Consider the following 24,313-nt stretch of genomic DNA (forward strand, 5'->3'; position numbering starts at 1 on the left):
GAAGCTGGATTCCCCTACGTTTGCCGTGCGGGCTTGGGTTCGCGCTGGCGGGAGCACGCGGAGGAGGTGGACATGAACAGTCGAGTACCTGCTTACTCTATCGTAATTTGCCTGTCGATTTTTAGCGCCGCTGTTGTCGACGCCGCCGGATCGACCGATCCAGATGCGATGGCCGCCCGCGTGGACGAAATGCTGGCCGCCGAATGGACCCAGGCCGGTATCACGCCTGCCACGGCCGCGACCGACAGCGAGTTCATCCGCCGGGTGTATCTCGACCTGGTAGGCGTGGTCCCGCGGGTGTCGCAGGTCCGCGAGTTCCTGGACGACGACAGCCCCACCAAACGCATCGACCTGGTCGAGCGGCTACTGCGTTCACCCCGCTACGCCACGCACATGGCCACCACCTGGCGGAACCGCATTGTGCCCCCCGAAGTGGAACAGGCGAACATGCGCGAGTCGGTGGCGCTGGAGAAGTGGTTGCGCGAGCGATTCGAATCGAACCTGCGGTATGACAATATCGTCGGCGGACTGCTGGCCACCGGCGGCGACGAGCTCGGTCCTGCACTCTACTTCCGCGCCAACGATTTCGCGCCCGAGAAACTGGCCGCCAGCACGTCGGAGCTGTTCCTGGGCGTGAAGCTCGAGTGTGCGCAATGCCACGACCATCCGTTTGCCGACTGGAAGCAGCGAGATTTCTGGGGCCTGGCCGCATTCTTCGCCCGCATCGATGGCAGCGAGGCCATGCAGATGAACGCCAACTTGCAGGTGCGCGATAAGGACTCCGGCGAAGTGATGCTGCCCGACACCACCGAGGTGATTCCGCCCAAGTTCCCTGGCGGCCCAGTGGTGGAAGATAGCGATCGACGTTCGCGGCGAGTGCAGCTCACCATCTGGATGACCGAACGCGACAACCGCCTGTTCAGCCGTGCGGCCGTCAACTGGTCATGGACCCACTTGTTTGGGCAGCCGCTGGTCACGGACATCGATTTGCCCCGCGAGCAGCAGTCGTCCATTCACGCCGACCTACTAGACGAGCTGGCCGACTACTTCGTGGCCACGCAGTTCGACCTGGCCAACCTGTGGCGAGTGCTGGCCTCCACCCAGGCATACGGGCTGTCGGGCGAACATCCCGCACCGCCCGATCCGCATTACTTCGCGGTGATGCAACCCAAGCCGCTGACGCCCGAACAGTTTTACGACAGCGTGGCCTTATTGTCGCCCACGATGTCGGGCTCCATGTTCCCGTCCACGGGCGACCAATTGACCGAAGATCCCGTGCGAGCCGAGTTCGTCCGTCGGATGCGGAGCCCGTCGGAAGATCCACTGGAGTACCACGCCGGCACGCTGCAGGCGTTGCTACTAATGAACGGCCCCACGACCACGGGACTGACCGACCACCAACAAGGCCGATTGCTCACCGCGCTGACCGCGCCGTACATGAGGTCGGGCGACCAGGTGACCACGCTGTTTCTGGCCACGTTGGCCCGCGAGCCCGATTCGTTAGAACGCGAGTCGTGCGAAACGATGCTGCAAGACACAGAAGGCGACGAACAACGCATGCGAGCCCTGAGCGATCTGTTGTGGGCACTCGTCAATAGCACCGAGTTCGCCTTCCGAAGATAGTTCAGCGTCAATCGGTTTTCCCTTGGAGACTTCCATGTTCCAACCAATCGATCGCCGGCAAATGCTTGGGGCTTTGGGCCTGGGGGCGTTGGGCACGTCCTGCGCCAGTTGGTTCGCTCCGCTGGCCACTGCAGCCGCTTCGCATCCAGGACGTCGGCGGCACTGCATTCTGCTGTGGATGAACGGCGGACCGAGCCAAACAGACACGTTCGACATGAAACCGGGCCACGCCAACGGCGGGTCGATTAAGGAAATCCCCACCAGCGTGCCGGGCTTGCGGTTCAGCGAGCACTTTTCCCGTCTGGCCGAGCAAGCCGATCAGCTGGCGGTGATTCGCTCGCTGACCACCAAAGAAGGCGACCACGCCCGCGGGGCCCACGTGGTCCGCACCGGCTACACTCCGCAGGGCGACGTGGCCCATCCGGCGATGGGTTGCTCACTGTCCAAGCAGCTCGACCATGGCGACACCATCCTGCCGGCGTACGTGAGCATCGCGCCGCAATCGCAGCTCAACCCCGCGGCCTTCGGCCCGGGCTTCCTGGGTCCGCAATACGCACCGGCCGTCGTGGGCGGACAACCAACCGATGGCACCCGTGAGATGGCCGATCTGCGACTCGAAAATGTCGAGTGGGCCCAAGGCGTTAGCGAGCGACAAGCTGCGCGGCGGATGGAGATGTGGCGGGCCTTGGAGGGCCGGTTTCTGGCCTCCCGTCAGCAAAACTCGCTGGCAGCGCACCACGCTCTCTACCGCCAGGCCGCCGAAATGATGCGTCCCGAGGTTCGACAAGCGTTTGATTTAAAGGAAGAACCTCGGCAGGTGCGTGAGCGTTACGGCCGGGGACTGTTCGGTCAGGGTTGCTTGCTCGCCCGGCGACTCGTGGAGCGCGACGTACCGTTCGTCGAGGTCGCCCTGGGGCAAGGCCTGGCCTGGGACACGCACGCGGACAATTTCCAGCAAGTCGCCCGGTTGTCCGAGGAACTCGACGCTGGTTGGTCGAGCTTGATGATCGAGCTGTCGAATCGTGGTTTGCTCGAGAGCACCACCATCGTCTGGATGGGAGAGTTCGGCCGAACGCCGATGATCAACTCCAACGCTGGTCGCGATCATTTCCCCAACGCTTGGAGCTGCGTGCTGGCGGGCGGCGGCATCGCCGGCGGGCAAGCATATGGTCGCACCTCAGAGGACGGTATGAAGATCGAAGAGAACCCGGTGCAGATAGGTGACGTGCTGGCCACCCTGTGCGAGGCGGTGGGCGTCTCGCCCTACCATGAGAACATTACCCCTTCGAATCGCCCAGTGAAGATCGCCGAAGGCTCGGCGATCACGGAACTGTTAGCATGAGGGTGCATTTCGAATGCCTTGGATTCGCTACTGCAGCCTACTCCTTCTGATCGCCGTGTCGGTCGTGGCGACGGTCGGATGCCAGCGCGCCAAGGTATCTCAACCTGCGCTACCGAAGGCAAAACCAAAAGCGGAACCCGTTGCCATCGTGCAAGAAGCTCCCGCACCCGAGCCGGAACCTGCCGAACAGCCTGAACCCGAACCACCGCCCGAACCAGCCTACACATGGCCTGAAGAAAAGCTGCGCGAACGCGTGGTGTTGCTTTCGCCGGGCGGGCCGCTGGTGGCGGATCTATGGATCACGGTTGACGGCCGGCCCCATACCGAGGGCGTGGAGCAGCTTGTCGAAGCGGCATACAACGCGGGCGATACCAACGGCGACAAACGGCGAACCTGGAAGGAATGGCGGGCGAACAACGAGTACTTCGCCTCCTCCATGCCCGGCGTAACACCTACCTCCAAACAACTCGACGAGTGGGAGGAAACCTACGATCGCAACGGCGACCATCGCATCCAGCGAGGCGAGATGGCATCGTGGCTGGGCCGCGACGCGGGGCGCAGCGTCGCGCCGCTGACGGTCCGCAGCACCCAGACGCGAGGTGCCAGCGAATCACGCTTGTGGGAACTGCTGGATGCCGACGCCAGTGGTGGGCTGTCGCCCGACGAACTGGCGAGCGTCGCCCAACGTTTGTGGGCGTATGACGCGGACGACGATCGCACGCTGGTCGACGCGGAGCTGGCCCCGCTCGAAGAACAGTTGTCAACGCAGGGCAATCGACGGATCTCGAGTCGCGTGGTGCAAAGACATGCGGCCCTGCACTTGGGCGGCTCGTTCGACATGGGTCGGCTCGGTTACCTGCTGGCCGACATGTACGCTCGCCAACAGTCGCTGGGCGGCGAGTGCTTTCGTGAGCTGCCAGGTCTGTTTACTGAACTCGACGACGGCGACGGGTGGCTGGGCGACTCCGAGATCGCGCGACTGGCCACCATCGAGCCGCACCTTCGCCTGGCTGTGGGCTTCCGCGACGGCCGTCCGCCTGTGATCGAGCAACTCGAACTGACCGACCGCGTGGAGTCGCTGCGACTCGTAGCCCACCCCACCAAATCCCGCGCTGTGGTGCAACTGGGCGACTGCCGACTGGTGCTGTCGATCCACGACCTGGCCGTTCCATCGAGTCCCAACAACAGCCTGCGGAGCATCCAGACGCAGCTCATGGTGCACGACCAGTGCGACGTGTTGTACGAGTCGCTCGACGCTAACTCCGATGGCCGCCTGGGCGAACGAGAGGTGACCACCGCCAGCGAGCGACTCAAAGCATGCGACCTCGATGGCGATGGCCTGCTGTCGGCCGCCGAATTGCCGCAGGTCCGCATCGTGGCATTGCTGCGCGGGGAAGATCCCTCGACGGTGAACTTCTACGTCCCCGATGCAGCGCCCACCAGCGGCAGCACGAGCGATGCCCCCCGCTGGTTCGCCGCCGCCGACTTCAACAACGATGGTGACCTCAGCCGCCGGGAATTCCTCGGCCCTCCCGAGGCGTTCGATCAGTTGGATCTCAACGGCGATGGGTTTATGGATGCCGAGGAGGCTCGGGCGGCGGACGGCGCGGAGTAAGGTCCCTCGCTTCCCTGAGCTATGAGTGTCCTAACTACCTCAAGAGGTGCTGGATCGACAGGCACTGGCCGGGAGTGGCCAGCTTTTTTGTAGTCCATGTCATCGGGCTGATGTTGATGCCCGACTCCTTCTTCACCGACGGTCCGCGGGGCCGCAAGAATCTGGCACGTGCAGAAGTTCAATCCGTCGCCTCGCTGCAGACTCTGTGCCTTGTCCTGGGATTTATCCTTGTGGTCGTGCTGCTGGTAGGAGTGGCCGAAGTGATTGGCACGGCTATGAACGGCAAGGGCTAAAGTGCGACCATTCCACTTTGGGACTCGTCACTTCTCCGAAATCCGCGACTCCGCAGTTAGCCGACGCACGACTTCCACCAGGTCGCCCGCTTCTTCAAAGATAGCCAACTGTTTGTTGGCACAACTTTGCGCACGGGCCAGTTGTTCGCACTTTGCGAGCCAGTGGTCGCAGTTCAGGCGTTTGGCGGTGGGCATCAGTACGTTGGTCAGCTGTTTGACAGCGGTAGAAACGGGCCTCGGCAGGTAAGTGAAGGAGTCGACCAGTTCGGCGTCGACGCCGTACCGCGCGGCCCGCCACTTGTTCTGCCGCACCATCATCGGGTGGCAATCGTGCTGGTACGTACCGTGGTCGATCTCGTCGGATAGCGACTGTACCAGGCTTTGCGTCATGGCGGCCAGGGCCAGGGCGTGTTCCAGGTTGCCCGGCATGTCGTACACGCGCACTTCCACGGTGCCGAAGTTGTGGTGCGGGCGGACGTCCCACCACAGTTCGCGAATGGTATTGATGAACCCTGTGTCGACCATGTGATTCACCAGCCAGACATACTCGCTCCAGTTGCGCATCAGCGTCGGCAGTCCGGCAGTGGGCAGACCCTCCATTACTTTCGAGCGATACGACTGCAACCCGGTAACTCGCCCTTCCCAGAAGGGACTGCTGGTACTCATGGCCAGCAGGGTTGGCAGGTGCCGCATCAGCCGGTCGCAAATCATCACGGCCTTGTCACCCGAGTCGACCCCCACGTGCACGTGCATGCCAAAGGTGATCAGCCGGCGGGCCATGTCCTGCAGCAGTTGTACGAGCCCCAAGTAGCGTTCGTTTTCGGTTACCTGTTGGTCCAGGCACAGCGAGAACGGATGGCTGGCCCCCCACCATAGCCGCACATCGCACGCATCGCAGGCGGCTTCGACACTGCGGATCTTATGCTCCAGGTCCGCCCCGGCTTCGTCGATGGTTTCGCACACGCCGGTGTTGATTTCCAGTACGCACTGCATCAATTCGTGTTTCACGCCCTGGACCGAATCGTCCAGCGCCGTAGAGACGCGATCATACGCACTGGAAAGCGCCATGGTCTTGGCATCGACCAGGCCCAACTCCAACTCAATCCCCACCGTGGGATAGTCGTTGCGGGTGAATCCAATTTTTCCCATAAGAAGAGGTTCCCGTCATTGGGGGCGGGTCAACTGTCGAGACAAGCTTCCACCACGGCGGTGGCAAGCACCTTGGCGCCAATGGCCAGGCAACGCTCGTCGATATCGAACAACGGAGTGTGCAGGCCGCTGGCAGGGGTGTTGTCGCGCGACGAACCAAGGCGGAACATCACGCCGGGGACGTGTTCCTGAAAAAAAGCAAAGTCTTCGCCGCCCATACTGGGGCGGTCGATCCATTGTACGCGGTCGGTGCCCAGCAGGCTGCCCGAAATGTTGGCGACCAGGTTGGTCAGCCGGAGATCATTTTCGACACCGGGAATATGCACGCCGAAATCGATATGAATCTTGGTGCCGGTAAGTTGTCCCACCGACTCGGCCACATGGGCCACATGGCCCACCACGTGATTGCGGACGTCGCGGCCCAAGGCGCGGATCATACCCGACATGGTCACTCGGTCGGGAATCACATTGGAAGCGGAGCCCCCTTCGATTTGGGTAATCGCCACTACGGCTGCATCCTGGCTATCGATGCCACGCGGCACGAGTTGGTAGATGGCCGTGACGAACTGCGCGGCCGCCGCGATGGTGTCCTTTGCCAAGTGCGGCCGTGCGGCGTGACTGGCCGCACCTTCGACTTCGATCCGCATGGCGTCGCAGTGTGCAGTAAAAGTGTTTGCCCTCACCCCCACAGTACCCACGGCGCGCGTGGGATCGACGTGCAGCGCGAAGATGCCGTCGACTCCCTGCAACACGCCATTGGCGACCATTTCGCTCGCGCCGGTGGCGGTTTCTTCGGCCGGTTGAAACAGGCCTCGCCAGGTGACTGGACAGGGCAGCGCGCCGGCCTTGGCCAATTCGGCCAGCGTGACAATCGCCCCATACACGCACGTGGCGTGGGCATCGTGGCCGCAGCCGTGCATGATGCCCTCGTTGCGGCTGCGATACTCCACCTGCTTCCGATCCTTCAGCACCAAAGCATCGATATCGCCCCGCAAGGCGACTCGCTTCGCCGCCGATTGATCCTCGCTGTCGGCGATCACTCCTCGACGATGTTGCGGCACCACCGAGGCAATGCCATGCTCGGCCAAACGCATCTGCAGGAACTCACTCGTGGCGTACTCCTGATTGCTCGGCTCGGGATGTCGATGCAGGTGACGACGGACCTCGATCAGCTCGTCGGCGCGACGATCCACGGCGTCCCACAGCTGTTGTTGCCAGTCGGGCATCTGATAGTGGCAAGAGGCACGTGACGGGTGGACGCAAGCGACTGGCCCCATGCCACACGTCACTCGCCACCCGTTGTCTATGTATAGCCTACCACGTTATCCGCACGTGCGGCTATGGAGCCGATACGCCGAAGCACGCTTTTCGGCAGCTATCAACCAGCACCAACGGTGCGAGCGTGGTCACCGGGCACTCACTCCGACCTTTGCTTGACCGCCAGGCACAGCCCGGCCGTTGTCGACTCGCCTGGAAGCAGCAGGCTGAACAAGTAACCGGCCACCGTGGTGACGATCACACCGATCATCGAATACAAGAAGAAATGGACATGGCCATACACGAAGTAGAGTGCCACGGTGCTGCAAATCACTCCCATGATGGCGCCGGAGGAGTTTCCCCGCGCGGTGAAGATGCCCAGCACGAACAGCCCGGCGACAATACCAATCGTGAGTCCTACGATGGTAGTAAACAGATCGAGCGACGAGAGAATGCCAAACTGCTTGACGAGAATCGCCGACACCGTGGCCAGGCAACCCAGCGCGAGTGTAATCCAGCGGGCCATGTGCAGTCGCGCAGCATCCGAACGCTCAGGTCTTAGCCGGGCGTAGAAATCGGTCACCAGTACCGTCGCCACGCTGTGCATCGAGCTATCGAGACTCGACATCGCGGCGGCGAAGATCGAAGCAATGATGAACCCCGATAGCCCCGGTGGCAGTTGTTGGGCGATGAATAGCGGGACAATGCCATCCACCCTCACGCCAGGATCCATGAGCGCCGGATTCGACCGATAGAACACGTACAACGCTGTGCCCAGCAGGTAGATCAACACCGCCCACGGCACCGACACCGCCACATCGGTCCACAGTGCCCGCGTTGCGCTGCGTTGGTCCTTCGTCGCCAGGAAACGCTGCACCGAAGCCTGGTCCGCGGTAAGCATGGCCAAGCGTTGGAACAGATTGCCAACCAGCACGACCCACAGCGCGGTGGTGGTGAATTGCCAGCCGGGATCAACCATGCGAAACTTGTCGTGCTCGCTGGCCACGGCGAACAGCTCGCCGAGCCCGCCCTCGAGATCGAGAACCACCACGGTAATGCAAGCCAGGCCACCCAGCAGCAACATGACCGCTTGTAACACGTCGGTCCACACCACGGCCTCGATGCCGCCGGCAATGGTGTAGGCCGTGGCCAGGCTTCCCATCAGTACGATGCACCACACGACATCGATGCCGGTCACCGCGTTCAGCGCGATCGCCGGCAGGTACAGAACGATGGTCATGCGTCCCAGTTGGGTGAGTACAAAAGCCGTGGCTCCCAACATGCGCACCGCCCCATTGAATCGCACCTCCAGGTACTCGTAAGCACTGGTGATCTTCAAACGACTGAAAAATGGCAGGTACGCGCGAGTGACAATCGGCACCACCAGGAACCACGTGGCCACGCCGGTGAAGTACACCCAATTGGTGGCGAACACCTTGCCAGGGATCGCCATGAAGCCAATGGAACTAACCTGCGTGGCCATCAGGCTCAGCCCAATCGCCCACCAAGGTAGCCGCTTCCCGCCCAGAAAGAAGTCGGAAGAGGAATTTTCCCGGCGCGAGCAGTAGAATCCGATGCCCGCTAGCGACGCCAGGTATAGCACCAACGCCACGTAGTCGATCATCCCAAACTTTGGCGGGGCCGGTTGAGGGGTTACCTGCCATCCGTCGGGGGTGCGAATCCGCGGGCGCAGCTCGCCGCCCGGCAGAAACAAACTGTTGTGCCAGCTGACCGCGTACGTCCCGGCAACTCCTTGTGGCATTTTGCCCATGGTCGACCAGGTGTCGGTGATCGTATGGTAGACGAGCACATCGCGGACGAACTGGTAGTCGGGCTGCAGCTCCGCGATGCCATCGACGTCGTGTCCGTCCGATCCACTGAACACCATCAGGTGCGATTGCCCCACGGCTGCAACCGGCGCAGCAAACGCAGCCCGCGGCACCTCGGCTTGCTGTCGCCAGGTACCTTCGCTGGGCGAAAAACTGTGTACGTCGCGGAGGTACTCGCTGCCGTGTTTGCCACTGACGAGGTACAGCCGGTCGGCGAAGCCATCCCACTGCGGCACCAGCAAAGCGCCGCTTCGCGGTGGTCCCTCCCAAGTTGGCAGTCGCTGCCATCCGCGTTCATTGCGGGGTGCGTCGAGATCGAGACAAAGAAACTCCTCGAGTTGCTTCCCTTGGTGGTTTCCACCGGCCACGTAAACCTTCTGTCCCAAGATGGCCGCCGCCAGATATGAACGCGGCGAGGGCAGCGCCGCGGGCTCGGTGACTACCTCCGCCGAGTTGGTATCGCCGTGCCACTCAATCCAGAACGCCTCGGCGGTCTCCCCGGAGGCGTCTGTACCGCCCATACAAAACAAACCTCGCGGCGTGCCGACCGCTGCACCATGGGCCAAGGGCCGCGGCAATCGCCCCACCAACCGCCAGTCGGCCGTTTCGCGATGGGCAAGATCTAGTGCGTAGATCGTATTGAGATACTGTTTGGGATCCTCCCAGTCGGGAAAGTTCGAACCGCCCGCCACGATCAGTCGATCGCCAACCATCCCCACGTAAGCCCCCGCGATGCCCAGCGAGTCGGGCAGTTGGGGGAGCTCTTGCCAGTGCAGAAGATCATCTGGCGGGGCGGTGTCCGATGCTCCAGCGATCGCGCCAACACCGGCGGCGAGCAGTAGCACTAGCAGGCAGTTTCGTGATATCGGGTGCATATGCTGTGAACGGGAGCATGAAGAGGTAGCCGCCTGCAGTGGTCCCAACGCGTCAACTGCGGCGTGGCTCGAGTCACTTGAGAACAAGGTTGATGTTGACGTTGAAGCGAGCCTGCTCGCCTTCGACCGATCCCTCGAGCCGCAGCCAGCCGCCAAAGTGAGTGACGCGTACAAAGCTTACGCCCAATTGGTCGATCCGCTGGAACTCGGTACCTTCGTCAGCCCAATGAATACCGTCCGGCGAGACTTGCACCCGGGCCTGCAGGGCGGGGTTCTCTCCTTCGAGCTCCTGAACGCGGATAAAGAATATCGCCTCGGTCGCCCAGGCGCATTCGTAGGGCTCCGTAGCAAAGCTTTGGGTGTAGTCGCGGTGCCGTTCCAAGGCGGCCGTAATCGAGTGTCTCATCCTCAGCGTACTTTCGAATGGATAAGGGAAAGGCGGAACTCACTCCGCCGAGATCAGCACCGAATCGACGAAAAGAAACACGCGGCGAGTCGTATCGGCTTCGATCCAGATCACCGGATTCAATAACGAAGTAATGCCGCGATACGGTGCAACCAGCGTCGGCTGCACACCCTGCAACGAATAGGTGCTCCGGCCCGACTGCAGCTCGCAGTATTCGCGACGTTGGGTATCGATAGTCAACCGAAAGTAGGACCAGTTGATCTTGTCGTCCGACTCGTTGTAGCAGAGCACTTCCTCGCCGCCCGGCACCCACTTGAACGAGTCGGCGTCGCCATTGGACTGGCGCTTGCCAAACCACACTGGGTCGATACCGCGCTTGCACCAATCGCCTTCGGTATCATACGCCCACTCGCTGTCGGTTACATCGGCAGCCTGAGCGTACTGCCATTTACGGGCGAGCGTGCCGTTTACGGAGTTCACATAGCGGGCGGCGGAGAAGTAGCGATGTTCGGTGTCCTGGATGTCGAACAGCGCGCCGAACGCGCGAATGTCTTTTTCGCCGATGCCGGCGCGATCCTGCTCGGGCGTGTACGCATACCACATCTCGAGCTGTAGCTTGCCGCTGTTGGCGAACGGCAGGGAGGTCATTCGTTTGATGGCCATGCTCATAGCGCCGGGCGCCGGTGGCTGTTCGTACGGATTCGCCTCGGGGCGAGTGGCCAGCTTTAGCGAATACAACCCGTTCATCGCGCCGTGCGTCCCCGCATAGCCGAAGTTGGCGTTCGACAACATCACTGGCCCCCAGCGATGCTTGGTCACGATACTGGGTCGCGGCTTGTGCCCTTCCAGCACGAAGTTGTTCATCAGGTCGATCCAGCCGCACTGTCCCTGATTAAAATCGTCGTAGGCCAGGATGTTTTGCAGCGGCCGGTAACGGCCAGAGAGCAATAGCGGATGGGAAAACTCGTTCATTGTGCCTGCACACGCTCCTTGCTACGAAAGGGCTCGGCGGCGGCACTCGACATGTTTTCAACAACGCCCGAGCAGAGGAAGACCTGCGCGGAGAATCCTCGGTGCGTTTGCCGCCAAACCCGCCGCCGACATATTACTGAAAAACCAGAAATATTCTACGCATCTTATTACCACAGTCGTGGCCATGCAAGCACACACCGAAGGCGACAGCACGAAAGATCGCCCAAACCCGGCATTCTTGACCGCAAAATTAGCCCACAGCCCCGACTACCGACGGAGCGAGTCGGCCAAGTACACCGCGATCGGGCAGAAGATGATCAGCGGCAGCCACGCGGCCAGCGTCGGGCGGATCCAGCCCGAATTACCCAGTGACTGGCAGCCAATCGTCACGGTAAAGTAGGCCGCTACGACCAGGGCTGCCAGACCGACCGCCAGGTACAGATTGCGATTGCCGCGCGTTACCACCAGCGGCAGTCCCAGAAACAGCAGCGTGCAGTCCAGCAATGGCTTCACCAGCCGCGAATGCACCTCGACTCGCAGGTCGTTGCCCAGATCCACACTCGGACTATGTAGCTCGTCGATTAGTTCGAGCGTCGAGGCGTGTTGCCTCCACGCGGTGCCTGCCAGCAGTCGCTCGAAGTCGACATTGCTCACCAGAAACACTTCATCCGACTTCAGCCACCCCGCGTCGCACGGCATTACCAGCACGGGGAGGTCGTCCTGCATCAGCGAGGGTCGCTCGCTGAGGTGCTTGGGGGTAACCACGCCACTCAGCAGGTAGCCACCCGGTTTGGAGTCGTCGGGCGGCTGGTATACGGCACTTTCGGCGTATACCAGCTTGCCGTACCTCGAGAGGTGAGACGGCAGAATCAAACTCACGCCCGCCAGGGTTTGTGTGGCGGTCACGGCTTCTTCGGCGTCGATGCGGATGCCGGTTTGCGTGTCCTGTCGCGAAGCCACTTCCTGGGCGCGATTGCTACCCAGGTTTTTGGCGTCCGAGGCCAGCTTCTCGCGAATCTGGGGCAGCACCACCTCGCGGTTGGTGGCCGCCAGAATGCATACTACCACCGCCGCGATAATCACCGGTCGCAACACCCGCAGGCGCGACACGCCCGCGGCCATCAGGGCGGTCATTTCGTTGTACCGTTCGATCCAGGTGATAGTGAACATGGCCGCCACCAGCGGTAGCACGCCACTTATGATCTCGAAGAAGTAAATCGACTTGTAGCCGTAGTACTGCAACATCACCTGCGCGTAAGACTGATTCATCTCCTTCGCCACGCGGCTGAAGTCATCCAGATTCTGAAACGCATCAATCACCACAAACAGCCCTGTCAGGCTGACGTAACAGATCAGGAAGATCTGCACGAACTGCCACAGCAGGTATCGATCGATGATTCGCAGCATGGCGGACGGCACTCACAATTCGGGAACAAAGTCGCAGAACAGTAGTGGATGCATGCGCGGTGCGTCAAGATTGGGTGATTATCGCCGTCAGTTGCCAACAACGGCCGATTGCTGGCGAATTTCCCCCCAGGGCGAATCTCCGCCTGCCCCCGCGGTGCTAGCACGTCCGGCTCCCGTAAAAACTCTGCACTCCTTCCCCCGCTTAACTACAATGCTAGCACTACCTTGCACGGCACCATTGGCATGTCTCGCTCCGTATTCTCCATATCCCGGCTTGCTTCGTCGTGTCGCTCGCGGCTATTGGAACTATTGTTCCCACCGGCGTGCGTCGTGTGTGGCGAGGCGCTCGATCGGCCCACGCCGGCCGCCTTCTGCAGGGCGTGCCTGCACGAGTTCGCCGAATTCCACCCGCCCTACTGTCCGGGGTGCGGGGCCACGGTGCCGCAGCCGCTCGCCGCCGGTAAGACCTGCGGTCACTGCGGCGGCGGCAAGACTCGCTATGACCTGGCCGTGAGTCTCGGCCCCTACGAAGGCTTGCTCCGCGAGCAATTACTACGCGCCAAAAAGCCAACCGGCGAACAAGTGGCCGTGGCGCTCGCGCATCGATTGCTACAGCAACACAGCGAACAACTCCAAGCTGCCGACATTGATGTCGTCTGCCCGGTGCCGATGCACTGGCGGCGTCGGTTGCGGCGGATGACCAACTCGCCTTCGACCATGGCCAGCGTCATCGCGCAGCAACTGGGCGTGCCATTGGCCAGCGGGCTGTTGGTGCGGCGACGTTACACACTGCCGCAGTTCCAACTGTCGCCTACCGATCGGCTCACGAACGTCCGCAGCGCGTTCCGCGTGGCGGCCGGGCATCGGTTACAATCGGCGCACGTGCTGCTGGTGGACGACATCCTTACAACCGGCGCCACCGTCACCCAGTGCTCGCGTGCGCTGCGCCACGGCGGCGCCGCTCGGGTGACCGTGGCTGCCGTGGCGCGCAGTTATTCGGATCGTTAATGCCGCGCCGCCGCCCGCGCTTGCCAACGCCTCAATTGTCGGGAGAATAGTGCTGCGGCGTGGCCCAGTTTTGACGATCGGGTAATAAAGCCGCCCCCGCGCACCCATCCTATCCGCCCTTCCCTTCGCGTGGTGAATATGGCCCCTCAGACCCAAGTGAGCCTGCAACCACCGAAACGGCCCCTCGATCCGTTTCGCCGGGCCGTGCTGCGCGGACTCGCTGTGCTGCTGCCGCCGCTGCTCACGATCGTCATCTTCGTGTGGGTCTACAACACGGTCATCACCTACATGCTCGAGCCGATGGAGCGTAACGCTCGTGCGGCACTGATGACCTATGCCACGGACATCCAGCCCGACCGGGCCGATGCCGAGCAGAACGAAGACGATCCGAATCAGTACACCATCGAAGACAAGCAATACGTCCGCACCAAGGACGATCGCTTCATACCGCTCGACGTCTACAAGAAGGTCAAACCAAGCGTCGGCCGCAGCACCTCGCGCGATGCCGACGTGATCTACGAAGAGTACATCGACCAGGAGTACCTGAAACGATGGTTCGTCATCCCCGTGTTTCTCGGGGTGTTGATCCTGGTGCTGTACCTGCTGGGCAGGTTCCTGGCGGCCGGCGTGGGCCGATTCCTGTGGGGGCAACTCGAACGCGTCATTACCCGGCTGCCGCTCATCAGCAAGGTTTACTCGTCGGTCAAGCAGGTGACCGACTTCATGTTCTCCGACACCACGATCAAGGCCACCCGCGTCGTGGCCATCGAATACCCCCGCCGAGGCATCTGGACCCTCGCCATGGTGACCGGCGAAAGCATGCTCGACATCCGCGCCGCCGCCAACGAGCCCGTGCTCAGCGTGCTGGTACCCACCTCGCCCATGCCGTTCACTGGGTTTACCATGACGGTACGTAAGAGCGAAACCATCGACCTGAACATCACCATCGACCAGGCGATCCAGTTCATCGTCAGTTGCGGTGTGGTGGTGCCGCCGGGGCAGGTGGCAACCGATGTCGACGAGCGGGATCGGCTGATCCTGCCCGACACGGCACACCCGCCCTCCGGACCGAACATGACGCCCAAGAGCGAGTGAGGAATCCCGTGGCCAAGCGAGTGCTGCGACTAGGAACCCGAGGCAGCAAACTGGCCCGTTGGCAAGCCGACTGGACCGCCGCGCGACTCACCGAAATCGGCCATCTGGTCGAGATTGTCGAGATCACCACCACCGGCGACGCCAATCAATCGACCGACCTCGGCGCCATCGGCGGTGTGGGACTGTTCACCAAGGAGATTCAGCGGGCGCTGCTGGACGATACCGTCGACCTGGCGGTGCACAGCCTGAAGGACCTGCCAACCACGCCGGTACCGGGCCTCACCCTGGCCGCTGTGCCCGAGCGGGAAGTGGTGGCCGACGCCCTGGTTTCGAACACGGCCCGTTCGATCGACGAACTGCCCGCTGGCGCTCGCGTCGGCACTGGTAGCCTGCGTCGCCGCTCACAGCTCTTGAAGCTGCGGCCCGATCTGCAGCTGTGCGACGTCCGCGGGAACGTTGACACGCGACTCCGCAAGCTCGACGCGGGCGACTTCGACGCGATGGTGCTGGCCGCTGCCGGGCTGACGCGGTTGGGTCTGGACGAGCGGATCGCCCAGCAGATACCGTTCGACCAGATGCTGCCGGCCCCGGGCCAGGGTGCCCTGGGCATCGAATGCCGCGCGGATGACGGAGAAGCGTTCTCGGCCCTCGCCCCGCTGAACGTTGCCGAGGCCCGCGCCGCGGTGACCGCCGAACGAACAATGCTGGCCCACGTCGAAGGGGGCTGCCTGGCCGCCATCGGCGCACATGCAACGGTCGACGACGATCAGTTGCATCTTGTCGCCCGCATCCTTAGCGCTGACGGCACGGAGTGCTTGGCTGCCAAGTCGACGGGAGCGATGGATGATGCGGAGATGATTGGGCGACAGGTGGGCACTGAGTTGCTCGCCCAGGGGGCGAAGCGATTAGTGGAAGAGCGGCGGTAGAGGGGGAGTCTCAGTTGCGATCGACCGCCGCAACGTCAGCAACCAACTTCTTAGCGTTTCTAACATTAATCAGAATTGCCACTGTACACATTCGATCAATGCGAAAGACGCGCATAACGTCGAAGCAGTTTTGAAAGTCAATGGAGAGCGGTCTTCCCTGGTATTGCATCAGGACAACATGCTTGGTCCTTGATCGGCCAGCCACTACCGCAATAGCAGTGCTTCCATCAGGCCTGCCTGCTGTCGCGAATGCACCCCAGACAGCCGAATCTACCAGTGCTACCACCCAACAATCGCAATCTGAACAATTCCTCCAGAATTCACTTTGAATAGAGTCGGATTGCTTTAGAATCGACAGGCGACCTCTCGTGAAGCGGCCTCGGTGACGACTCTTCCGCCATTCACCAGGTGTTCTGCGTTCTTTGAGCGTGAGCACTTCAAAACCGCACTCCCACTTGCAAAGGAGTGCTTTGATCCGCCACGCCTTCTTTGTGCGATCTCGGCCGAATCACAATGACATAAGGAGTTGCCAATGAGGTGTATTTAGGTGCCTTGATAGACTGGTGTAGTGCTTCATTCGCTTTGCAGGTTGCCCTACTTCCCATTGGCGAGTTTGTGGAGGTGTCGTACCTGTTCGAAGCCATACTCCACCAAATGGGCATTCGGAAAATGCCATGCGTGGCATCCGGCCCAGTGAAGTCACTCTGTGATCTCAAGTCAGCACCACTTCAGACGACAGGAGAAGATCCCATGTTGTACAAGTCGAGCGATTCGTCGAACGCCAAGCCTGTATCGTTTCGGATTCTCCTAGAAGGTAGCATTCTAGCTTGCTGGGGGGGCATCATCGCATGCCAAGTCGCGACGGGGAGTTCACTTCCCATGCAGAACCAACTGGATCCCCGGCACTTGGATCTTGATCCGGCTGCAGGGGGATCGGGTATCTTCGTGGCGCCGGGGGTTACCTACGAGCAATCGTTTGGTGACGCTCTGGACAGCGCCGAAGACTGGTACGCTGAGTTTCTGATTGGAAACCCGATGGGCAGTCAACCCGTTGCATTCGATATGAACCTCGTGTGGCCTGGCGGCAATACGCAGGGCCCTGGGCTACTGCAGCCTGGCTTTGCGTTTGTGTTGAAGGTAAACCCGACTGACATCCCTGAAACGAGGCCCAACTGGCTGTTTACCTTCACGAATCCCACCAGCCAGGATCTCATCGTCGATGCGTCGGTGAGCGAGGCACTAAGCCTGACCACACCGCCGGAAACCAGTTACGGTTTCTTTACTCTCGCTGGCGAGCCCGCAGGTTCCACAGTGGATAATCGATTCACTCCCGGTGACATTGGCCCAAATCCGGTAAGACTTGGAATAGTACCGGAGCCAACGGCATTCGGGTTGGCACTGGTTGGAGCGTGCCTCCTACTGGCAGGTGGATATCGGGCCGGGAAAAGCTAAACCACCATTCCCAACCTAAAGTGCGAGTGCCTATAGAACCTCCGGACGAAGGCATCAAATCGCAATTGGCCTGAGTCCACGCTGTTCTGTGAAGCAATTGGACCGCCGTGCTGCTATCGGTCCACGCCTCCGGATCTGGCAGCGCGGTGGTTGCTTGCTTTGACAACCCTACGGTTCAACACCGCCATTTGAACAGTTCAAAAGGGCTATTTCTCGCGCATGACGGGATGTCTTGCGGCTGAGAAAGAACTAGCTTGTGTTTGTGCGTAGGAACGTCTTTTGCGAAAAGACCTGGTTGCGATTAGCAACCCCTTCGCGATGACTCCAGACTACGGACCTGATCTATCTCCGGCATGTGGCCAAAGGGGGTTACGATGGTTAGCGGTTGCTGTTTGACACCTCGCCTGCTCTCGGTAGTTCTCTTTGCGTCACTTCTCGTGCCCACGTTCTATGCAACAACCAAGGCAGTGACCATCAATGTCTCATTCTCGCAGTTTACTGATGCGCCCAACTTTGATCCGACGGGAGATAAAATGCTGGCCATCGTCAACGCGGCTGCCAACTACTGGGAAGATATCATTGAAGATCCGTTTGTTCTCGATGTGGAAATTGGCTATGAGAATATCGGCGGTAATGGACGTGCGGCGTTCGCCTGCTATGCCACGGGACCGTTAAACTGTATCGACGGCGACGTACAACCAAGCACGCCCGATTTTGGGCTCATCCGCTTTGATACCATGCAGACTGTCGGGAGAGCTGGCACGAATGCCGACGGAACGTTGCGGTGGTTTTTCGACAGCACTCCACTTGATCATTCTGAATTCGAGATGCAGCAAACGTTGGTGAGGTCTCTCTCACCCCTCAATGTCGCATTTGTCTATTCCGAGACCAGTCCGCCCGAATTGATGGAGGCGGGCATGCTAGGCAATGCAAGTAGTCCGACCAACGAATTCGACGCTTTCACGATTGCAGTGCACGAGTTGGGACATCTGCTGGGTACGCTGAACGAAATCTCGCTGCCAGAAACGGCAACTGACGACGCTTACGACGTGAATCCCGATTTCGTATACGGGGCAACCGTTGAGATTGCCACCAATTCCGGCGATGGCGAACATCTGGCAAGCACCATTGGCCTCATGCGGTCGACTGTATCTGTGGATCAGCGTTTGCTTCCCTCGGCGACTGACGTGTTTGCCATAGCCGCCGGAGCCGACCCCGACTGGGCATTCATCGATTTGCCAAGGCAAGACTTTCTCGGCGGCACGCTGTGGGACATTCTCGCAAACTGGGAGGGCAATAGCATTCCGGACGAAGACGATAGTGCATTCATCCGCCACGGCGGCGACGTGCGAGTACTGGCAAACCACGCAGTGGCCAACTTGCTGATCGCTGAAGGCAGTAGCCTCGAACTGGATGGAAATGGCAACTCACTAACCGTCGGCAACACCCTGACCATCGGTGGCGAAGGTGGGGGTACGGCGGTCATGTCGGTACTTGGTGACAAGTCGATTACCGCTTCGGTGGTCCGCGTTCGCGATGACGGTCGCCTATTCACATCAGGCAGTATTTTTGACGTCGACGTTGATGCCGCGGAGGTGATTGTCGAGCAGGGTGGGCTCGTTTCGGGGACCGGGCGCATACGAGCTGACAACATCAGGCTATCGGGCACCTTAACGGCCATTGCTCCCGTCGGCAGTTTGATGAATGTACTCACTCTCGATGCCAATCCGGGGGGAGAGATCGATCTGGACGGTACTGGAAGCGGACAGGTGTTTGCCGTCCTGGCGAGTGTCAGCATCTCCGGCCCGCTTTCCGACAGTTTTGGTGGCGAAATCACCGTCGGTGCCGGGCGGTCGGTTTTCTTTGACGAGCCGTGGACATTTGGCACCCCTCAGCTAAATGGAGACGGAGTGGGGGTCCTCAATCTAAATGGGGGGAGTAGCGATACGCAGCTAGCCACTCTCGACACCCAGGGATGGACCGCCCGGGATGGGCGAATAAACGTGTCCGGGCGAGCCAACATTCTGAGGGCAACGGAATTCCTGCAGGGGGTGGAAGTGAATGTGGCGACCGACGGCTTTCTTGACCTCGACGGCGTGACCACTTTCAGAGGCGGTACCTACACCGGAGGCGGCAGCATCGTGTTGAACAATGACACTGCGGTGGAATCGGACACCACTGTCGAAGTCAGCCGATTCGACCTCGACGGCGACAGCTTCGGTCAAACAGTGACACTCAACGCACCGCTTACGTTAAATGTTGACTACATCGATACCGGCAATAACAACTTCAATTTTGATACGATCGACATCAACTTCAACGGTCGGTTGGCAGTGAATCTCAACACCTCGAGCGCCTGGACCATGGCCAGTACGTTGAACATCAACTTCGGACTTTTCCCGCAAACGGTGCTAGACGGGGTCGGGGTCAACATCACCGGCACGCTCAACGCCGACGGATCGAGTGTGGTTGCCGCCCCGCTCGATGTGTCTGGCACATTCCACTTCGTCGACACACAGTCGAGGGTCACTCTTTCATCGGCTCCGTTTGTAAGGCTCAGCGAGCATGTGATACGTACCGGGGCTACGATCGACGGCGGTGGCACACTTGTAATCGGCAGCACCGCCCTGCTCACGCTGGAAGACGGCGTGCAGATTGGTGAAAACGTCGAGAACCAGGGGGAGTTGCAAATTGGCAATTCACCCGGCGCAGCTCAAGTTGGCTTCTACTCGCAATCGGCCAATGCGTCATGGCATGTCGAAATCGCCGGAACACCCAGATCGGGCGAGTTTGATCAACTCGACGTCGTCGGCCAGGCGGACCTGGCTGGGGTGCTCGACGTGCTTTTGAACGACGAATACACACCGAATGTGGGGGACGAGTTTACTGTTCTCACCGCCAACCGGATATCGAATACATTCGACGAGCTCACGGTTGCCGACGAAGCGGATATCCTGAACGTCACCTTGGTTGCCTTGTATTCTCCGAATACGGTTGTACTTCGCATCGAAAACATAGGACTTTGGGGCGACTACAACGGCGATGGTGTCGTCAACGCAGCCGACTACACCGTGTGGCGAAACAACCTTGGGTCGCCAGCAGGTACGCTGCCCAACGACCCACATGGATCACCGATTGGCACGTTTCAGTACGAAACGTGGAAGTCTAGCTTCGGAAACACCTTGCCGGAGTCAGCTCTACGACAGCTGTCCGCTGTGCCGGAGCCAAGTGCTATCGCATTCGTTGTACAAACCGGCGCGTTACTGATCATGTGGGCTTGCCAGCGATGCACCGCCAACAAGGCCCGGCAATAGTCCTCCGCAAACAAGTCGGGCGGTCCCGTTGCCCCTGTTCCGCAGCTGCATTCCTGTTAGTACACAGATTCCATGCAAGGAAGTTCGGCTGGACCCACATCCGCAGATTCTCCAGACGTCCAGCTGTGGGTGGTGTCGCAGACTTCTGCCGCTGTGTCGTCATGGTGACGGCGCGGAGGAATTGGAGCACAGGCAACGTCCTTCCCACGCAGTTGGCATGCTATCCAGCGGCTGACAGGGGAACGGAACAACTCAAGAAGCACGATGCTTGCTATCTTCACGACTGCCAGATGATTTATCGATACAAACACCAGAGAAACACGCTACAATGCGCGTGGGAGGCCGGGGACCGTGAGCAATTCAAAAGAAAGGAACCCCGACATGGCTGGAGAGTTCAATCGGAGAAGATTCTTTTCGACAACGGCAACTACCGGAGCTGCGATCGGCCTCGGTGACCTCGGTTTTCTATCTGCCTTGAACCCGGTGTCGGCCGCAGAGGCAAAAGTGGCCCCCGGCGCAATTGAGTTGAACTCCGAGATTGCCCCCGTCGTAAGGTTGATTGAGGAAACACCGCGAGATCGCTTGCTGGAGGTAGTCGCTGAGCGACTGCGGCAAGGCCTGAGCTATCGCGAGCTACTGGCGGGTCTGTTGCTGGCGGGCGTGAAGAATGTAGAACCTCGACCCAGCGTCGGACACAAGTTCCACACCGTGCTGGTGGTCAACTCGGCGCACCTGGCGAGCATTTCCTCTCCGCCCGAACATCGATGGCTTCCCATCTTCTGGGCACTAGACTACTTCAAGAGCGCCGCGGCGCGTGACGTGGCCGAGCGTGGTGACTGGTCCATGAGTCGGGTCGACGAATCGGCCTTGCCAACTCCTCTGCAGTCGCCGCAAGCTTTCGCCACGGCCATGGACAACTGGGATGAAGCAGCCGCGGACACGGCCATCGTTGGCATGGCTCGTCACGCTGGCGCTATGGGAGTTTATGAACAGTTATTTCACTATGGGATGCGAGACTTTCGCTCCATCGGGCACAAAGCCATTTATGTGGCCAACAGTTGGCGAACGCTCCAATGCATCGGATGGCAGCATGCCGAACCCGTATTGCGATCGTTGGCCTACGCCCTGTTGATGCACGAAGGAGGCAATCCGAGCCAACGTGATGCTGAAGCCGACCGTCCCTATCGCCAGAATCTCGAGATCGTCGACTCGATCCGTCGCGACTGGCGAGCGGGGCGTGTAGATGGGGTTGCTACTCGAGATCTCGTTGCAACCTTACGGACTGCTTCGAGCCAGGAAGCGAGTCAGCACGTCGTGGATTTGTTGAACAGCGGCGTCGGTCCCCAGTCCGTGTGGGACGGGCTATTGGTCTCCGCTGGAGAACTGCTGATGCAACAGCCGGCGATTGTGCCACTGCATGCGGTGACAACGACCAACGCCCTTCATTTCGCTTACCAGACCAGCGGTAACGATCAGACTCGTCGGCTGGTATTGCTCCAGAATGCGGCGTTCTTGGCGAAGTTCCGCGAAGCGACTCACGGGCGAGGTCAGTTGAAGGATGTCTGGATCGACGATCTTCAAACTGCGACGGCCCCTGCCCCCCAAAATGTGGCCGAGATTTTCTCCGACCTGAGTAGCAAACCTGAAGACGCTGCGGCAAGCATGGTAGGTTATTTGAATGAGACGGAGGACCCAAGAGCGCTTATGGATGCCGCCCGTGTGTTGATTTTCCTCAAAGGCAACAATGCACACGACTACAAGTTCAGCTCGGCAGTGCTAGAAGACTACTATCACGTGTCACCTGAGTTCAGGAACCTCTATTTGGCCTCGAATGTGTTCATGTTGCGCGGTTCGCAGGGCCCAGATAACGAACTCGTTCAACGGACCCGCGAAGCCTTGGGAGCATGATGGCGAGGACCACTGGTCGGTTCTTTCGCGAGCAGGTCAGCTGCTAAGCAATCGCCCTACGCGGCGACGCGAATCCAGACAGTTGGAATCGTCCACACAATGGATCTCTCTGTCATCGATGCGATGATGCGGAGTGCTGAGGTGAACGATACCGCAGGCAAGTGAGCCATATGCCAGTCTGCCGCAGATGGACCCACGGCGGCAAAATAGCGAAGCCGTAAACACCAGCCGAGATAGAGCGTTTGCCTCTCCCAATTCCGCACTCTGTCAAACTTCGCCATAGATCCCCACCTGCCATCGGCTCGAATGGTCCGTAGGGGGCGGAGTGGGGAACAACTCGGCGGCCTCGAGGCAGTGGCATTGCTGTAAGCCTATACCACAAAACGACTTGCGCAAAACACAAGCCCACAATCTCCGGTGGTTTTGGGACCATTGGATCGAATTGGCCAACTACAGCCAGCGCAGCCAAACGACGTGTGTGGGCAAATCTCCCAGAAAAGACAGGTGGACATATCGCAACATTCCGATATAATGTCTGTGGAGGTGGAAGATGATCGACAAAGCCCAAGCACTCGAGGATTCACGACCGAAGCGTCGCCTATTGCCAGTCGACGCCGAAGCATTGGGGCAGGCTGCCGAGTGCCTGCGGACGCTGGCTCACCCGGTGCGGATCCGCATGGTGCAGCTCCTGTTGCACGACCGGTATACCGTAGGCGAGTTGGCCAAAGACTGTGGCGTGCTGGAAAACGTCGCTTCGGAACACCTGCGGCTGATGCAGCGATGCGGTTTCTTCACCAGCGAAAAGGTGGGGCGGCGAGTCTACTACAAGGTGGCCGAGCCGCATCTCGAGCGAATGCTGGATTGCATCGAGAACCGCTTCCAGCCTTGCGCGGCGAGCTGAATCGTATTTTTTTACCACCATATATCGCACTCTCGCTAGGTATTGATATGTTTGCTTCCATGTCCGAGAAGGCATCAATAGTCCGCGTCCTATCGACTGCTGCCAGACTGCCATTCCAGCGGGGAGTTTCCTCATGCCAGGTATAGCCATTGTCGGTGGGATAGCCATTGGCTTTGCGCTGGGACTCACCGGCGGCGGGGGCGGCATCTTCGCCGTGCCACTGCTGGTGTACGGACTGAAACTGCCGGCGCGAGAAGCCGTGGGCGTCTCCCTGGCAGCCGTCGGCACCACAGCCCTGCTGGGCGCCCTGGGACGACTCCACCAAGGGCAGGCCGATCTTCGTACTGGACTGATCTTCGCGCTGGCAGGCATGATTGGCGCTCCCCTTGGCTCGCGACTCTCGGCACTGCTTCCGGAGTCGATGCTGCTGGTGCTGTTTAGCGGTCTGATGTTAGTAGTTGCCGTGCGAATGTGGAACGCATCGAGAAGAAACCTTGCCAACGCGCAGTTCGTTTGTCAGCGCGACGAATCCGGGCGCCCGACGCTCGGCCCGCGATGCATTGCTCTGTTGAGCGCGCTGGGGCTGTCGACCGGCGTGCTATCGGGCATGTTTGGTGTGGGTGGTGGATTTGTCATCGTGCCGGCACTGGTCCTGCTCGGTGGACTGAGCATCCATGTTGCGGTGGCCACCTCCTTGCTGGTGATCTTTCTGATCAGCATCTCGGGCGTCACTTCCTACGTCCTTGGCGGTGGCAGCATTTCCTGGGCACTTACCGGTTTGTTTACCTTGGGAGGCGTCGTCGGGATGCAATTCGGCTCGCGCCTCTCCGCCCGCGTGTCGGGCCCCGTACTGCAACGAGTATTCGCCGCTGCGATGGTCGCGGTGGCCTGTTTTGTCGTCGTCAAATCCCTCGCCTGAGGCAGGCGAGTTAGAAGTTCCC

General features: G+C 60.3%; 18 protein-coding genes. 12 read left to right on the forward strand and 6 right to left on the reverse strand.

The features are described from left to right. Positions 1–72 precede the first annotated feature (72 nt). From NG895_RS00135 to NG895_RS00150, 4 genes are all read left to right on the forward strand, one after another. The gene (locus NG895_RS00135) at positions 73–1,623 is read left to right on the forward strand and encodes a DUF1549 domain-containing protein (RefSeq protein WP_252850403.1); all 1,551 of its coding nucleotides are present in this window, start codon (positions 73–75) and stop codon (positions 1,621–1,623) included. A 34-nt stretch (positions 1,624–1,657) separates the two neighbouring features. Then, positions 1,658–2,965 (forward strand): DUF1501 domain-containing protein, encoded by a 1,308-nt coding sequence (locus NG895_RS00140; RefSeq protein WP_252850404.1) that lies wholly within the window; start codon positions 1,658–1,660, stop codon positions 2,963–2,965. A 148-nt stretch (positions 2,966–3,113) separates the two neighbouring features. After that, the gene (locus tag NG895_RS30500; protein ID WP_252850405.1) at positions 3,114–4,580 is read left to right on the forward strand and encodes an EF-hand domain-containing protein; all 1,467 of its coding nucleotides are present in this window, start codon (positions 3,114–3,116) and stop codon (positions 4,578–4,580) included. 74 nt (positions 4,581–4,654) lie between these two features. Further along, complete coding sequence (locus tag NG895_RS00150) at positions 4,655–4,873, forward strand: hypothetical protein (protein WP_252850406.1); 219 nt, start codon at positions 4,655–4,657, stop codon at positions 4,871–4,873. Positions 4,874–4,900: 27 nt separating this feature from the next. Here the strand turns inward: NG895_RS00150 and NG895_RS00155 are convergent, their stop codons facing one another. The 6 genes from NG895_RS00155 to NG895_RS00180 form a co-directional block, all read right to left on the reverse strand. Then, a complete protein-coding gene (locus tag NG895_RS00155) occupies positions 4,901–6,022 on the reverse strand; it encodes a carboxylate-amine ligase (protein WP_252850407.1) in 1,122 nt (373 codons plus the stop codon). Positions 6,023–6,051: 29 nt separating this feature from the next. Beyond that, positions 6,052–7,248, reverse strand: a complete 1,197-nt coding sequence (locus tag NG895_RS00160; RefSeq protein ID WP_252850408.1) for a M20 metallopeptidase family protein — start codon at positions 7,246–7,248, stop codon at positions 6,052–6,054. Between the two features lie 191 nt (positions 7,249–7,439). Beyond that, entirely contained in the window at positions 7,440–9,953 is a 2,514-nt protein-coding gene (locus tag NG895_RS00165) for a sodium:solute symporter family protein (RefSeq protein ID WP_252850409.1), read from the reverse strand. 103 nt (positions 9,954–10,056) lie between these two features. Further along, the gene (locus NG895_RS00170; protein WP_252850410.1) at positions 10,057–10,389 is read right to left on the reverse strand and encodes a hypothetical protein; all 333 of its coding nucleotides are present in this window, start codon (positions 10,387–10,389) and stop codon (positions 10,057–10,059) included. Positions 10,390–10,428: 39 nt separating this feature from the next. Then, positions 10,429–11,361, reverse strand: a complete 933-nt coding sequence (locus tag NG895_RS00175; RefSeq protein WP_252850411.1) for a DUF6772 family protein — start codon at positions 11,359–11,361, stop codon at positions 10,429–10,431. A 267-nt stretch (positions 11,362–11,628) separates the two neighbouring features. Beyond that, on the reverse strand, positions 11,629–12,768 hold the full coding sequence (locus NG895_RS00180) for an LptF/LptG family permease (RefSeq protein ID WP_252850412.1): 1,140 nt from the start codon (positions 12,766–12,768) through the stop codon (positions 11,629–11,631). 243 nt (positions 12,769–13,011) lie between these two features. Between NG895_RS00180 and NG895_RS00185 the strand changes: the two genes are divergently transcribed. The 8 genes from NG895_RS00185 to NG895_RS00220 all read left to right on the forward strand — a co-directional run bounded on the left by NG895_RS00185 (position 13,012) and on the right by NG895_RS00220 (position 24,291). After that, entirely contained in the window at positions 13,012–13,776 is a 765-nt protein-coding gene (locus NG895_RS00185; RefSeq protein ID WP_252850413.1) for a ComF family protein, read from the forward strand. 138 nt (positions 13,777–13,914) lie between these two features. After that, the gene (locus NG895_RS00190) at positions 13,915–14,871 is read left to right on the forward strand and encodes a DUF502 domain-containing protein (protein WP_252850414.1); all 957 of its coding nucleotides are present in this window, start codon (positions 13,915–13,917) and stop codon (positions 14,869–14,871) included. A gap of 8 nt (positions 14,872–14,879) precedes the next feature. Next, a complete protein-coding gene (gene hemC, locus NG895_RS00195; protein WP_252850415.1) occupies positions 14,880–15,797 on the forward strand; it encodes a hydroxymethylbilane synthase in 918 nt (305 codons plus the stop codon). Positions 15,798–16,676: 879 nt separating this feature from the next. Next, positions 16,677–17,249, forward strand: coding sequence for a hypothetical protein (locus tag NG895_RS00200; protein WP_252850416.1), 573 nt, complete (start codon positions 16,677–16,679; stop codon positions 17,247–17,249). A gap of 437 nt (positions 17,250–17,686) precedes the next feature. Then, a complete protein-coding gene (locus NG895_RS00205; protein WP_252850417.1) occupies positions 17,687–20,563 on the forward strand; it encodes a M10 family metallopeptidase domain-containing protein in 2,877 nt (958 codons plus the stop codon). Between the two features lie 381 nt (positions 20,564–20,944). Further along, a complete protein-coding gene (locus tag NG895_RS00210; protein WP_252850418.1) occupies positions 20,945–22,471 on the forward strand; it encodes a hypothetical protein in 1,527 nt (508 codons plus the stop codon). Between the two features lie 550 nt (positions 22,472–23,021). Beyond that, a complete protein-coding gene (locus NG895_RS00215; RefSeq protein ID WP_252850419.1) occupies positions 23,022–23,372 on the forward strand; it encodes an ArsR/SmtB family transcription factor in 351 nt (116 codons plus the stop codon). A 133-nt stretch (positions 23,373–23,505) separates the two neighbouring features. Beyond that, positions 23,506–24,291 (forward strand): sulfite exporter TauE/SafE family protein, encoded by a 786-nt coding sequence (locus tag NG895_RS00220; RefSeq protein ID WP_252850420.1) that lies wholly within the window; start codon positions 23,506–23,508, stop codon positions 24,289–24,291. The last annotated feature ends 22 nt before the right edge of the window (positions 24,292–24,313 follow it).

This window comes from Aeoliella straminimaris, from assembly GCF_024054565.1.
GTDB classification, from domain to species: domain Bacteria; phylum Planctomycetota; class Planctomycetia; order Pirellulales; family Lacipirellulaceae; genus Aeoliella; species Aeoliella straminimaris.